Origin of the sequence: Methylobacterium sp. E-066, assembly GCF_022829635.1 — a bacterium.
In the GTDB taxonomy this organism is placed as follows: Bacteria; Pseudomonadota; Alphaproteobacteria; order Rhizobiales; family Beijerinckiaceae; genus Methylobacterium.
Window position 1 is genome coordinate 34130 of sequence record NZ_JAKSYO010000165.1, and the last position, 12391, is coordinate 46520.

Below are 12391 nucleotides of genomic sequence, written 5' to 3' on the forward strand. Positions count from 1 at the left end.
GTGTTCCGAAGCGAGATCAGGCTGCCAGGCCGGACGCCTCGGATGAAGCCGGCGCATGGACTAGGAACTCGTTCCTACGAAGGCCACCTACTACCTTGGCTCCGGCTTAGACAAGCCGAGGTGCGCTCGCAGGGTCGAGCCTTCGTAATTCGTCCGGAACAAGCCACGTTCCTGAAGCAGCGGCACCACCTCACGTACGAAGTCGCTGAGGCCGTCCGGGAAGAAGGGCGGCATCACGTTGAAGCCGTCCGCCGCACCGCCCTCGAACCAGGCCTGCATCCGGTCGGCAACGTCGGTGGCCGTGCCGACGATCATGTGGTGTCCGCGTCCGGCCGCCACCCGGAGGGCGAGCTGCCGGATCGTGAGTTTTTCCCGGCGGGCCAGCTCGGTGAGGAGTTCGGCCCGGCTGCGCAGCTGATCCGAGATCGGTAGGTCCGGGAGCGGGCCGTCGAGATCGTAGGGTGCCAGCGAGTGGCCGAGCCGTTCCTCGAGAAGCGGCATCGCGCTGGCGATATCGGTCCATTGGTCCAGCTCGATCAGCTTGGCGCTCGCCTCTTCCAGCGTCCGGCCGATGACCGGCAGGAGGCCCGGCATGACCGCCACCGTGGACGGATCGCGGCCGAAGCCGGCGACGCGCTGCCGAAGGCTCGCGTAGAATGTCTGCGCCTCCTCGATGGTCTGCTGCGCGGTGAACACCACGTCGGCCCGGCGGGCGGCGAGATCCTGGCCCGGCCCGGACGACCCGGCCTGGATCAAGATCGGGTGGCCCTGCGGCGAGCGCGGGATGTTGAGTGGGCCCTTGGCGCGGAAGTAGCGGCCGACATGGTCAAGCACCCGCACCTTTGCGGGGTCGGCGTAGACGCCGCGCGCCTTGTCCTTCACGAAGGCGTCGTCGTCCCAGCTGTCCCAGAGGCCGCAGACCACGTCGACGAATTCCTCGGCGACGGCGTAGCGCTCGTCATGCGCCGGATGCTCCTTGGAGAAGTTGTTGGCCGTGCGTGCGTACGAGGTGGTGACGACGTTCCACGCCGCGCGTCCGCCGCTCAAATGGTCGAGCGACGCGAAGGCGCGGGCGGTGTGGTAGGGCTCGCCGTAGGTGGTCGAGGAGGTCGCGGCGAGGCCGATGCGGCTCGTCACCATGGACAGCGCGCTCAGCAGCGTCAGCGGCTCGAAGCGGGCGATCATCGAAGGGTGGGCGTCCACGGCACTGGTCAGTCCGTCCGCCAGGAAAACCATGTCGAACTTGGCGTCCTCGGCCATCTGCGTCACCCGGCGCAGGAGATCGAAATTCTCGCTGCCGGCCTCGGCGCGCGGGTGGCGCCAGCCCGAGACGTGATGGCCGGCTCCCTGCAGGAACAGGCCGAGATGCATCTGTCGCGGAGTCGTCGTCATGGGCGGGCTCACGGCTGGGGTTCGGGGGCGGCCGGGGTCACGTCCGCCGCGGTTGCGCGAGACAGGCGAGGAGGCGGGCGAGATCGCTGACGTCGTGCATGCTGCGCACGAGGTCGGGCACCGGACGCAACGCCTCGGATCCGGCGGTTGCGTCCCGGAACTTGTCGTCGGGATCTGTGAGCCCGGGCAGGCCGTCGATGCGCTGGCGGTGCGTCTGGCCCTGGGCGTCCGTCATCTCCACCACGACGAAGCGCGTGCTTGGATCCGACGAGAGGCGGCGGGCGGCCTGATCGGTCTGGCGCTCGACCCGTGCTGCGAGGGCCACGAGGTCGGGGCGGACAGGACGCGCGTCGAAATGGTCGATCCGAACCGCCCCGTCCACGAGGGCGGCGGCCAGGATGTATTCCGGGCTGAACCGAGCCTCGATGCCGGTGCGCGGCGTCCGGACCACCAGCGCGGCGTCGCCCCCCAGCGGGAAGGTGATCGTCGCCCGCGTCAGGTCGCGGATGCCCTCGCGGTGGAGGGCGAGGCCGGCTACCGCCACGGGATGGGCCGCCGTGCAGCAGGGGAACGCTTTCAGGGTCAGGCCGGGCCGGACGATCTGCCAGGGGGCACCCCAACCTTCGAGCACGCGCTCGGGCGCCTCTTCGCCGAAGCCGTAGGCCTGCAGGAACCCGTTCGCGCCGTCGAGGCAGTCGTCCGCGCCGGACAGGCCGGCTTCGGCCAGGCGCGCCGCCGCCAAGCCGTTGCGGGCGGCAAACCCGGCGTGGAGCGGCTTCGCGTCGGATCCGAATTGCAGCCGTAAGCCCGCCGCCTGCGTCGCGCCGAGCCCCAGGGCGATCGCGGTCGTCCCGACGCTGAAGCTGCGCAGATGCGCGACCGCCGCCGCGGCCCCCAGAGGTCCGAGGGTGGCGGTGGCGTGGAAGCCGCGCTCGTAATGGGCGGGGCCGATCGCGCGTCCGAGATGCGCCATGGTCTCCAGCCCGACCAGGTAGGCGGCCAGGAACGCGTCCGCGGTAGGGAGCGCGTCCGGATCGAGAGCGGCCAGCAGGGCCGGGACGATCACCGTGGTCGGGTGTCCGCGCACGCTGGCATGCACGTCGTCGTAATCGAGCACGTGGCCCGCATGGCCGTTGAGGAGGGCGGCCAGGAACGGGTCGGCCGGCTGCGCAGCGCCGATCACCAGGGCGCGGCCGGGCGCATCGCCGAACACGCTGCGCAGCGTCGCGAGCGACGGGTCGGTGCTGCCCGCCAGCGCGCAGGCCAGAAAATCCACGAGGGCGATCCGCGCCGCACGCATGGCGGCGGGGTCCGTCTCCGGGCGAGACGCGACGATCGCCTCGGCGAGGGCGGCGGTGCGCGGGTTCGCCATCAGATTCCCTCCCGGTCCTGCACGGCGTCCCGATAGCCCTGGAAGCCGCCGATGAACTGGCGGATGCGCGGATTGCCAGACCGGTAGAACAGCTCCGCGGGCGGTGCCTGGGCGACGATCCGGCCGTTCTCGGTGAACGCGATCGTGTCGCTGATCTCCTCGGCGAAGCGCATCTCGTGGGTGACGAGAATGCTGGTCAGCCCATCGCGGACGAGCTCGCGGATGACGGCGAGTACCTCGCCGACCATCTCGGGATCCAGAGCGGACGTGACCTCGTCGAACAGGACCAGTTCCGGCCGCATGGCCAGCGCCCGGGCGATGGCGACGCGCTGCTGCTGGCCGCCGGACAATTCGCCCGGATAGGCCGAGACCTTGTCGGCGAGGCGGACCCGGGCGAGCAGGTCGCGCGCCAGGGCTTCGGCCTCGGCCCGCGGCACCTTGAGGATGCGGGTCGGCGCGATCGTGATGTTCTCCAGCACCGTGAGGTGCGGGAACAGGTTGTATTGCTGGAACACGATGCCGATACGCTTGCGCAGGGCGATCCGTTCGGCCTCGGTGCGCAGGGTGTCGACCCGCGTGCCGGCCACCGTGATCCGCCCCGCCTTCGGCTGGGCGAGGCCGTTGATGCAGCGCAGGATCGTGGACTTGCCCGATCCGGACGGACCGATGATCGAGACGGCATCCCCCTTCGCCACCGTCAGATCGATGCCCTTGAGCACCTCGGCTGCACCGAAGGACAGGTGGACGTCCTGGAGTTCGACGAGGATCGGCCGAGGGATGTGGTCCTGTGCCATGGGGCGGCGTTCAGCTTTCAGCGCGGGGCGAAGCGGCGTTCGAGACGCCGCGTCAGGCGCGAGATCGGGAAGCAGAAGAGGAAGAAGGCAGCGAGCACTGTCAGGTAGATCGCGATGGTGAAGTCGTCGCGGCGAACCGCCGTGCTCGCATCGGTGGCGGCGTGCAGGAGCTCGTGGACGCCGACCAGGGAGGCCAGCGCCGTGCTCATGGTGATCGAGGCGTAGAGATTCATCCAGGGCGGCAGCGCGCGGCGCAGGCACTGGGGCAGGATGATCCAGCGCAGGGTCTGGCCGCGGGACATGCCGACGCCCTTGGCGGCGTCCCATTGCGTGGTCGGGACCGACTGGATCGCCCCGCGGACGATCTCGGCCACATAGGCGCTCGCCGGGATCGCGAGCCCGAGCACCGCCTTCAGCCAATCGGGAAAGGGCAGGTAGTTGCCGGCCACAACGATCTCGAACGGGAAGATGTAGGTGGTGGCGAAGATCAGCACGAGATGCGGCGCGTTGCGGAAGACCTGGACGTAGGCCACAGCCGGCCCGCGCACGAGCCGCGAGGTGGATAGCTCCATCGTCCCCAGCGTGACGCCCGCGAGCGTGCCAGCACTCATGGCGAGCACGCTGATCAGGATGTTCATGGCAAAGCCCGAGGCGAGGTAGGGCAACCAGTCGAGCAGATCGCGGGCAAGCCGCGCGTCAAGCATGAACCACAGGAGCCAGCCGGCCGCGGCGAGCGCCAGCCAGGCCCAGGCCGGGCCGAGGGCGGCGCGGCCGCGCGCGGAGAGCGCCGCGGTGCTCAAACGCCGTATCCCGGAACCGCCAGCCGGCGCTCCACGTAGCGGCCGATCTGCGACAGCACCGTGTTGATCAGCCCGAAGAACAGCAGGATCACGATCATCAGCTCAAGGACGTTGTCGCGCTGCGTCCAGATCATGATCGACGCGTAGGTCACCTCGCCGACCGCGATCGCCGACCCGATGGTGGTCAGCTTCACGAGGTTGACCAGGTTGTTCACGATGGCCGGCATGGCCGTGCGCAGGGCGAGCGGGAGCGTCACGTAGCGCAGGATCTCGAAGGCGGAGAAGCCGATGGCATGGGCGGTCTCGACCATCGCCGTGGGCACGGCCTCGATCCCGCCGCGCAAAGCCTCCGCGTGGAAGGCGGCGATGTGGAGCCCGGTCACCGCCACCACCCAGAAGAACGGCGTGAACGGGTTGTTTGCTGCGCCGCCGAGCGCCTTCGACAGCAGCATGTTGAGCGCGAAGAATGCGAACATGAGCTGGACGAGGGTCGGGGTGTTGCGGGTCAGCTCGACATAGGCCCGCACCGGGCCGGCGAGCCAGGGTCGACCCGAGGTCAGGGCTGCAGCGAAGGCCACGCCGGCGGCGAGGCTCAGCGGGATCGCCAGGAGCACGAGCAGGAGCGTCGTGCCCATGCCGGCGATCCAGGGCCGGACCTCGGACGCGCTCAGGAGGAAATCGTAATGCAGGCCGACCTCACCCGCGAGGGCGACGAAGGTCCGGACGGCTTGGTCGATCATGCCGGCAGCGAGGCGGTCACGGCTTGGCGGGCGCGGCGTATGTGCGCCGCGCCTCCTCCAGGAAGGTCGGATCGACCAGGCGGTTCGCCTTGGCCATTTCCAGCATCGCCCCCGACGCGTGCAGCTCTCGCACCGCCGTGTCGAAGGCCGCGCCGGTGTCGCGCTCGCCCTTGCGCAGCCAGATCACCGAGTCGGCCGGCTCCAGCTCGGTCGGGATGACGATGGCGTAATCCTTCCAATCGTTCGGGCGGTCGGCGAGCAGCAGCTTGATCGTCGGGGCGACGTGGACGGCGACGACACAATTGCCGCCCTGGAGCGCCAGCATCGATTCCGGCTGGCTCGGGATGCCCTTCACCGCGGCGCCGTAGGTGTCGGCCAGAGGCTGCGCGTAGTTGGATCCCTGCGAGATGCAGACCGGCTTGCCCTTTAGGTCCGTCCAGTCCTTGATCCCGCTGTCCTTGCGGCCGAGCGCGGCACCGCCGGCCCGGTCGTACGGGGTCTGCACGTGATCCATGATCTTCGCGCGATCCTCGGTGAACTGCATGTTAGCGATCAGGATATCGACCTTGCCCTGCTGCAGGAACTGCACGCGGTTGGGTGGCGTGACCGTCACGAGTTCGACCTTGACGCCGAGCTTCTCGGCCAGCGCCCGTGCCAGATCGATGTTGAAGCCCTTCTCGGCGCGGCTCTGCGGGTCGATGTAGCCGAACGGGGCGCCGGAGAGGATAATGCCGACCGTGAGCTTCTGCCGACCCTTGATCCGGTCGAGTGTCGCGTCCGCCTGTGCCGCCCGGCCGGTGACCAAGCCGAGGGATGCCAGCGCGACGACGCTAAGACAGGATCTGAACGATGAGGTGCGCGCCATGACGGCTCCGGTGTGATGCGCGAGGCGAGCCCATCCATAGTGGGCACAGGCACGCGCGGAAAGCCGGAACGCTTCGCGACACCGAGTTCGTCCGAACCAAAGAAGAATTTGCCATCGCCGCCGGCTGTACAAATAGACAAAGCGTCGGTCCGCTATAGGCGTGCACCGCCGGGCCAGGCACCTGGGCCACCTGGGATGCGCTAGGCTGGACTGGGGCGACCGTGCGCTGGTGCTGGTCGCGACGGTGCTATGACTGTCGCGTGATCGTCGCGGACTGGGTGCCGTGGCGATGGCGATGCTGATCACGGCCGGGGCTGCGATGCCGGCGGTGAGAGCCGGGCAATGGACACCTGGATTCACGGGCCAATGGCGCATTTTGCCGTCACGGTCCATTGATCAGGCGTCGATCCGATGGTGCGGAGCCGCTTCTTGGTGCAGTTGACCCCGGATACCCGTCACGCGGCCTGATGAGGACACCATGCGACTTTGGATCTCTCTGCCGGTCGTGCTGATGCTCGGCGCCGTGGCACCGGCTCATGCACAGGGCTTGGCGCGCGGCGCACAGGATGGTCGCGAGCGTGGTGAAGCCATCGCAGGGCCGCTCGGCGCAGTGGTCGGAGGGGCGATCGGAGCGGCCGTCGGTACGGCCAACAGCATGCTCGGCATCGACCGGCGCGAGCGCTTCCGCATCTACGTGATCGGCGAGCGACGTCCATCGTTCGCCTACGCGGGACTGGTGCGGGTCGGAATGGTGCTGCCAGAAGACGGCGTCGTCTACTACGACGTGCCCCCCGAATTCGCATTGCCAAACTACACTACACCATCGTCAACGATCATCCCGTGCTCGTCGAACCGCAGACGCGCCGCATCGTCGAGGTGATCGAGTAGGCTGGTTCTGGATGCTTCGACTTCGGCGCAGCCTGGATGCGACCCGCAAACGCGGGCGCGCTGCTGTCGTTGTTAGCGACCGTCTGTGAGGCGTTTGGCTTCCCAATCGCACATTCATCCACTTGGTTCAGCAGTCGCGCCAGAAACCGCACATCGTTCGATAGGATCTTCGCGTCCCAGGCGACGTCCCGAGCCTTGCTCGCTCCATCCCTGCGCCAGATGACGGTCGCGTTCACCTTGCGCGTGGCAGGATCTATGAGGGGAGCCGCGTTGGCCCCAAGAACGGGCCGGGACGGTTCGGCGACGGCCGGCCCAACCATGATGGTAACGGCGAGCATTGTCGAGCGCAGCATGGTGACAGGGGCCTAGCCTAAAGCCCGACAAAAACGAGCCGCCGATGAGAAAGCCAAAGAATGCAACTGTAATGCTAGAGGAGAATCGCCAAACAATTGCCGAGGCCTTGGCTACCCCCGATGTCGATAAGGTGGCCGTCATGAACCATGCGTTGTTCGCCCGGCACACAATGAACAAGCGTCTGCGGCGAACCACCATGTCCGTTCACCAGTCGGACGGATATAGCTCCGAGCATGTCAGGAACGTCGATTGGTTTCTGACCGCGGTCAGGCAGTGCCGCGAGTTCGATGACGTCTCGGAAATGCGTATGGTGGTCGCCGTTCAGGCAACACTGGGAATCGCACGTGCCTTGACGGACAATGCTTATGACCGTGACCCGCTAACACTCGGGATGATTGAAAACGAAACGGTAGCTCTCATCAAAAAGGCGCGGCTCCCGTAAAACGATCTTTATGAAGAGCGGGGGTGCGAGGGCATTGCACGGGGCTACCTGTGGCGAAATCACCCCTTTCAACAAACTAAGGTCGAACGGGCAAACCGGGGCGTGACGGTGGTGTCGTTGCCGCCGAATGAGCCGCTTTCCCAAAACCTGTTCCTGATTGAGTTTTCCCGAAATTGCCTGCCGGACATGGAGAAACGGGAATCGTGTGGGCGGCTCGAATGGCCGGTTTCAGGATTGTGCTCGAATAGACTGAACGACCGGGAGGGGTCGTGAACGAAACGTCCGCTTCTGAATGCAGCACCGCGGTCGGATTGCGACGCTCAGACTGATCGTTCGCATAACGCGCGCTTATGGAGCATGCTCCCGCGGTTCGGTCAGGAGCGTCTATAAAGCTTGGATTGGATTTATAGACTTTTCGTAGCGGCGCTCGTCCACAAACCGCTGTGCAACCCCTGCTTTCTCGTCGATAGCGAATCGGAATGCCACCTCCTGCGCCGACAGAGCATAGTCCGAGAGCGAGGCCATCGCCTTGTGCATCTTGTCATCACACGGCCTGCTGAGCCTCCAGATAGCCACGCCATCCACCGTGCTCGGTGATGTCTTGCGCTGCGGCGACACTCTCTGCCTCGGCCAGAAACCCCTTTGGGGTCGTTCCATCCGAGAGCCGCAGGGTTCCGATCGTGAGCGGCATCGGGATGGCCGCCACGAAGGCACCGAACCCGGCGGTCGAAAGCGCCCAGACCTCCGTCTCGATCGAGGCGCCGATATCGGGCGCGACCCGAACCAAGCCCGGCCGCGCCGGCGGACCGCCCGGAAGTGCGTGGAGCCGATACTCCGCACGCGTCCTGACCGCGCGAAGGAAGCGCCCGCCGAGCCCGACGAGCTCGCCGTTCAACGGCAGCCCGGACATATGCGCTCCGACCACGGCGATCTCGATCTCGTCATCCTGGGCACGCGCGACATTCGTCTGCCCTGCTGTCTCGAGGGAAACCGGCATGGTGCCGACGCCGAGCCTCAGGTCCGCCGCCGCGTGCAGCCGTGCGCCGAGGTCGGCGATCAGACCGTCTGCGCCACGCTGAGCGATCAGCGTCACGCCCGATGGGAACCCATCGCTGCGGAAGCGCCCCGGCACCGCGAGAGCGCAGAGATCCAGCAAGTTCACAAAATTGGTGTAGGTGCCCAGTTCGCTGTTCGGGCCGATCGGGTCGGCGGTCAGATCGGCGATCGTGCGGGGCCGCGGGTAGGTCGGCACGATCAGCACGTCGATCCGCGTCCAGACTCGCTCGGCCGCGCGGCGCAGCTCTGCCAAGCGATAGAGCCCCGCGAAGGCGTCGGCTGCCGAGCGTGTCGTCGCCGATGCGATGATCGCGCGCGTCGTCGGATGCAGTGCCTCGGGCTGATCCTCGATGAAGGTGCGGATCGCCTGGTAGCGCTCGGCGACCCAGGGGCCCGCATAGAGGAGATCCGCGACAGCCATGAACGGTGCCAGGTCGATCGGCACCGTCTCGCCGCCCATCACGGTCCTGAGATCGGTCAGCGTGGCCTCGAAGGCCGCCTCCGACAGGGCGTCGCCGCCGAAGTGCCGGCTCGCTCCATCCGGTACGCCCACGCGCAGCCCAGGCGGGCACGCGCCAGGCCGCGGCGGGACCGGCAAGGCGCGGGAGAACGGGTCGTCGGGATCGTAGCCGAGCATCACCCGGTAGACCGCATCGGCATCGCCGACGGTCCCGGCAAACACGGACATGGTGTCGAGGGTGCGGCAGGCCGGCACCATGCCGCGCGTCGAGATGCTGCCGAGGGACGGCTTCAGGCCCACGACGTTGTTGAGACCGGCTGGCACGCGGCCGGATCCCGCCGTGTCGGTGCCGATCGCGAACGTGACCAAGCCATGCGCGACCGAGACGGCCGAGCCCGATGAGGAGCCTCCCGGGACCATGGTCGGGTCGAAGGCGTTCCTCGGGACGGCGTAGGGGGTCCGAATACCCACGAGGCCGGTGGCGAACTGGTCGAGGTTGTTCTTGCCGATCAGGATCGCCCCGGCTGCGATCAGTCGCGCGATCGCCGGTGCGGTGGCCGCCGGCAGGTAGGCAAAAGCGGGGCAGGCGGCGGTCGTCGCAAACCCGGCGACATCGATATTGTCCTTGACGGCGAAGGGCACGCCCCAGAGCGGCTTTGCGACCGGGTCGAAGGCCCCGAGCGCCCGCGCGGCCTCCTGGGCCTGTGCCTCCGGCACGAGCGCGAGGAACAGACCGGGATCGTCGACCTCCGCGATCCGCCGGTAGGTCTCGGCGATTACGGTCTCGGGCGCGAGACCCTCGGCGTAGGCGGCATGAAGTGCGGGCAGGGTCGGGAAGGGAGGAACCGGCATGTGCGCTCTCCAGCGACGGATGGCCTACAGGCGTGTCCGCGACGGCATTCCGCCCCGGAGACGCTCGGGGTGGTGCCCGTTCAGATGTGGCCGGCGCCCTGCGCCGCGAGCACAGCGTCCTCGTTCGCCTCGTCTTCGGTGGTGCGGTTGAAGTAGGCGTTCAGGAGCACGGCCGCGATCGAGGTCAGGATGATGCCGTCACCGAAGATCGGCTTCAATTCCGCAGGAAAAATCCGGAAGAAGTTCGGCGAGACGATCGGGATCAGACCGAAACCGATCGCGATCGCCACGACGATCGTATTGTGCGGCGCCTTGGCGTAGTCGACGCTCTTCAGGATCTTGATGCCTGTGGCGGCGACCATGCCGAACATGATGAAGCCGGCTCCGCCGAGCACACATTGAGGCACCGAGGCGACGATGAAGGCGAGCTTGGGCACGAGGCCCAGAGCCAGCATGATCACGCCGCCCGCCGCGCAGACCCAGCGGCTGTAGACGTTCGTCACGCCGACCAGCCCGATGTTCTGCGAGTAGGACACATAGGGGAAGGTATTGAAGAGGCCGCCGATCAGCGTGCCGAGCGAGTCCGCGCGCAGGCCGCGCTTGATGTCCTCGGGACCGACCGTACGGCCGGTCATCGCCCCGAGTGCCAGGAACATGCCCGTGGCCTCGATGAACACGATCGTCATCACCAGGCACATCGTCAGGCACGGGATCAGGTAGAAGGTCGGGAAACCGAACTGGAGCGGCAGCACGATGCGGAGCCAAGGCTCCTCCTGGATGCCGGAGAAGTCGGTCCAGCCGAGCGCGATGGTGACGAGGTAGCCGGCGGTCACGCCGAGCAGGACGGCCATATTGGCCAGGAAGCCGGTCCCGAAGCGGATGATCAGGAGGATCACGGCCAGGACGAGCCCCGCCACCGCGAGGTACCCGCCAGCGCCGAAATCGGCCGCCGCAGCTCCGCCACCGGCCCAGTTCACGCCGACGCGCATGAGCACGACGCCGATCATCGTGATGATCGTGCCCGTGACCACGGCCGGGAAGAAGCGCAGCACGTATTTGACGAACGGCGCGACGCACAGCCCGAACAGACCGCCGACGATCACCGCACCGTAGATGCCATTGAGCCCGACGCCCGGCATGGCGGCCATTGCGAGCATCGGCGAGATCGAGACGGCGGTCACGCCCATGATGACCGGCAGGCGAATGCCGAACGGCCCGAAGCCGATCGTTTGCACCAGCGTCGCGATCCCGCAGGCGAACAGGTCCGCGTTGATCAGCATGGCGATTTGATCCTTGGGCAGCTTGAGGGCCGCGCCGAGGATGAGCGGCACGGCCACGGCGTTGGCGTACATGACCAGGACGTGCTGCAGGCCGAGCACGAAAAGACGCGGTGCTGGCAGGACTTCATCGACAGGGTGCACGGGCTCGGCCATGGCCTTCTCCAACGGCATGCGACCCGGGCAATATTGCATGCAGTTTCTATATTCTGCATGCCACAATGTTGTGCGGCATTGCACAAATCATGACTGCATACAGGACTTGCGTTGGGCAGTTGCTGGATCGATGATCATCCCCATCGTGAACGAGACCGCTCGATGACGTCGTCGAACAAGCAGACGCAGACGGACAAGCTGGCAGCCGAGATCGGCGACGCGATCCTCTCCGGGGTGTTGACGCCGGGAACGCGCCTCGACGAGCATCGGCTGGCGGAGCAATACGCGGTCTCGCGTACACCGGTCCGCGAGGCGATCCGCTCCCTGGCCGCCACGGGTCTGGTCGAACTGAGACCGCGACGGAGCGCCGTCGTCGCCGAGATCACGCCCGCGCAACTGGAGATCATGTTCGTCGCGATGGGCGAGCTGGAAGCGACGTGCGCCCGGCTATCGGCGATGAGCATGACGCCGATCGAACGCAGGCGCCTTCAGAACCAGCACGAGCGCATGGGCGCACTCGTCGAGAGCGACGATGTCGCCGGGTTCATCGAGGCGAACCTGACCTTCCACGGTCTGATTTACGCAGGCAGCCACAATGGCATCCTGGCGGATATGGCCGTTGGCCTGCGCCGGCGCCTCGGCCCCTATCGTCGCGCCCAGTTCCGGAGTCCCGGACGCTTGCCGCGCTCCCAAGCCGAGCACGACCGCATCATGCAGGCGATCGTATCGGGCGATGCCGCGACGGCGCATGCGGCCATGCTGAACCATGTCAGCTTGGTAGAAGATACGTTCATCGGTCTCACCGCGACGCGTGCCGCCTGATCCGGTCGAGCGGACCTGGCTGCATCACAGACGCGTCTGCTCAAGCGAGGCCGCGGAGATGATGGCGCTCATCGCTCTCGCGACATGCGCGCCGGCCTGAGAAGAGTTCCCGCCTGACCGC

10 protein-coding genes and 1 pseudogene are annotated in these 12391 nt (G+C 67.2%); 3 read left to right on the forward strand and 8 right to left on the reverse strand.

Annotated features, from left to right (window positions below):
* Positions 1 to 90: 90 nt before the first annotated feature.
* Genes MKL20_RS22620 through MKL20_RS22645 form a run of 6 tightly spaced genes read right to left on the reverse strand, consistent with a single transcriptional unit; the run spans position 91 to position 5963 of the window.
* Positions 91 to 1392, reverse strand: coding sequence for an LLM class flavin-dependent oxidoreductase (locus tag MKL20_RS22620; RefSeq protein WP_244038550.1), 1302 nt, complete (start codon positions 1390 to 1392; stop codon positions 91 to 93).
* Positions 1393 to 1429: 37 nt separating this feature from the next.
* Positions 1430 to 2764, reverse strand: a complete 1335-nt coding sequence (locus MKL20_RS22625) for an MmgE/PrpD family protein (protein ID WP_244038551.1) — start codon at positions 2762 to 2764, stop codon at positions 1430 to 1432.
* Entirely contained in the window at positions 2764 to 3558 is a 795-nt protein-coding gene (locus MKL20_RS22630; RefSeq protein ID WP_243966476.1) for an amino acid ABC transporter ATP-binding protein, read from the reverse strand. Before MKL20_RS22630 ends, MKL20_RS22625 begins: the two co-directional genes overlap by 1 nt.
* 17 nt (positions 3559 to 3575) lie before the next feature.
* The gene (locus MKL20_RS22635) at positions 3576 to 4298 is read right to left on the reverse strand and encodes an amino acid ABC transporter permease (RefSeq protein WP_243966509.1); all 723 of its coding nucleotides are present in this window, start codon (positions 4296 to 4298) and stop codon (positions 3576 to 3578) included.
* Positions 4299 to 4354: 56 nt separating this feature from the next.
* Positions 4355 to 5098 carry an amino acid ABC transporter permease gene (locus MKL20_RS22640; RefSeq protein WP_244038552.1) on the reverse strand — a complete coding sequence of 248 codons (744 nt, stop codon included), beginning with the start codon at positions 5096 to 5098 and terminating at the stop codon, positions 4355 to 4357.
* 16 nt (positions 5099 to 5114) lie between these two features.
* A complete protein-coding gene (locus tag MKL20_RS22645) occupies positions 5115 to 5963 on the reverse strand; it encodes a transporter substrate-binding domain-containing protein (RefSeq protein WP_244038553.1) in 849 nt (282 codons plus the stop codon).
* Positions 5964 to 6441: 478 nt separating this feature from the next.
* Between MKL20_RS22645 and MKL20_RS22650 the strand changes: the two are divergent.
* Together MKL20_RS22650 and MKL20_RS22655 are read left to right on the forward strand one after the other, a co-directional pair.
* A pseudogene (locus MKL20_RS22650) lies at positions 6442 to 6851 on the forward strand (DUF1236 domain-containing protein).
* 397 nt (positions 6852 to 7248) lie between these two features.
* The gene (locus tag MKL20_RS22655) at positions 7249 to 7647 is read left to right on the forward strand and encodes a hypothetical protein (RefSeq protein ID WP_244038554.1); all 399 of its coding nucleotides are present in this window, start codon (positions 7249 to 7251) and stop codon (positions 7645 to 7647) included.
* Between the two features lie 544 nt (positions 7648 to 8191).
* Here MKL20_RS22655 and atzF read toward each other — a convergent pair.
* A complete protein-coding gene (gene atzF, locus MKL20_RS22660) occupies positions 8192 to 10015 on the reverse strand; it encodes an allophanate hydrolase (RefSeq protein ID WP_244038555.1) in 1824 nt (607 codons plus the stop codon).
* Positions 10016 to 10095: 80 nt separating this feature from the next.
* On the reverse strand, positions 10096 to 11448 hold the full coding sequence (locus tag MKL20_RS22665; protein ID WP_244038556.1) for a nucleobase:cation symporter-2 family protein: 1353 nt from the start codon (positions 11446 to 11448) through the stop codon (positions 10096 to 10098).
* Between the two features lie 162 nt (positions 11449 to 11610).
* Here MKL20_RS22665 and MKL20_RS22670 point away from each other — a divergent pair, with 162 nt between their 5' ends.
* A complete protein-coding gene (locus tag MKL20_RS22670) occupies positions 11611 to 12270 on the forward strand; it encodes a GntR family transcriptional regulator (protein ID WP_244038557.1) in 660 nt (219 codons plus the stop codon).
* Positions 12271 to 12391: the final 121 nt, after the last annotated feature.

What these genes read in the sequence shown, in the direction of transcription:
- MKL20_RS22620 (WP_244038550.1), bottom strand. Translation starts at nt 1,392, where the DNA reads ATGACGACGACTCCGCGACAGATGCATCTCGGCCTGTTCCTGCAGGGA.
- MKL20_RS22630 (WP_243966476.1), bottom strand. Translation starts at nt 3,558, where the DNA reads ATGGCACAGGACCACATCCCTCGGCCGATCCTCGTCGAACTCCAGGAC.
- atzF (WP_244038555.1), bottom strand. Translation starts at nt 10,015, where the DNA reads ATGCCGGTTCCTCCCTTCCCGACCCTGCCCGCACTTCATGCCGCCTAC.
- MKL20_RS22665 (WP_244038556.1), bottom strand. Translation starts at nt 11,448, where the DNA reads ATGGCCGAGCCCGTGCACCCTGTCGATGAAGTCCTGCCAGCACCGCGT.
- MKL20_RS22640 (WP_244038552.1), bottom strand. Translation starts at nt 5,098, where the DNA reads ATGATCGACCAAGCCGTCCGGACCTTCGTCGCCCTCGCGGGTGAGGTC.
- MKL20_RS22655 (WP_244038554.1), top strand. Translation starts at nt 7,249, where the DNA reads ATGAGAAAGCCAAAGAATGCAACTGTAATGCTAGAGGAGAATCGCCAA.
- MKL20_RS22645 (WP_244038553.1), bottom strand. Translation starts at nt 5,963, where the DNA reads ATGGCGCGCACCTCATCGTTCAGATCCTGTCTTAGCGTCGTCGCGCTG.
- MKL20_RS22670 (WP_244038557.1), top strand. Translation starts at nt 11,611, where the DNA reads ATGACGTCGTCGAACAAGCAGACGCAGACGGACAAGCTGGCAGCCGAG.
- MKL20_RS22625 (WP_244038551.1), bottom strand. Translation starts at nt 2,764, where the DNA reads ATGGCGAACCCGCGCACCGCCGCCCTCGCCGAGGCGATCGTCGCGTCT.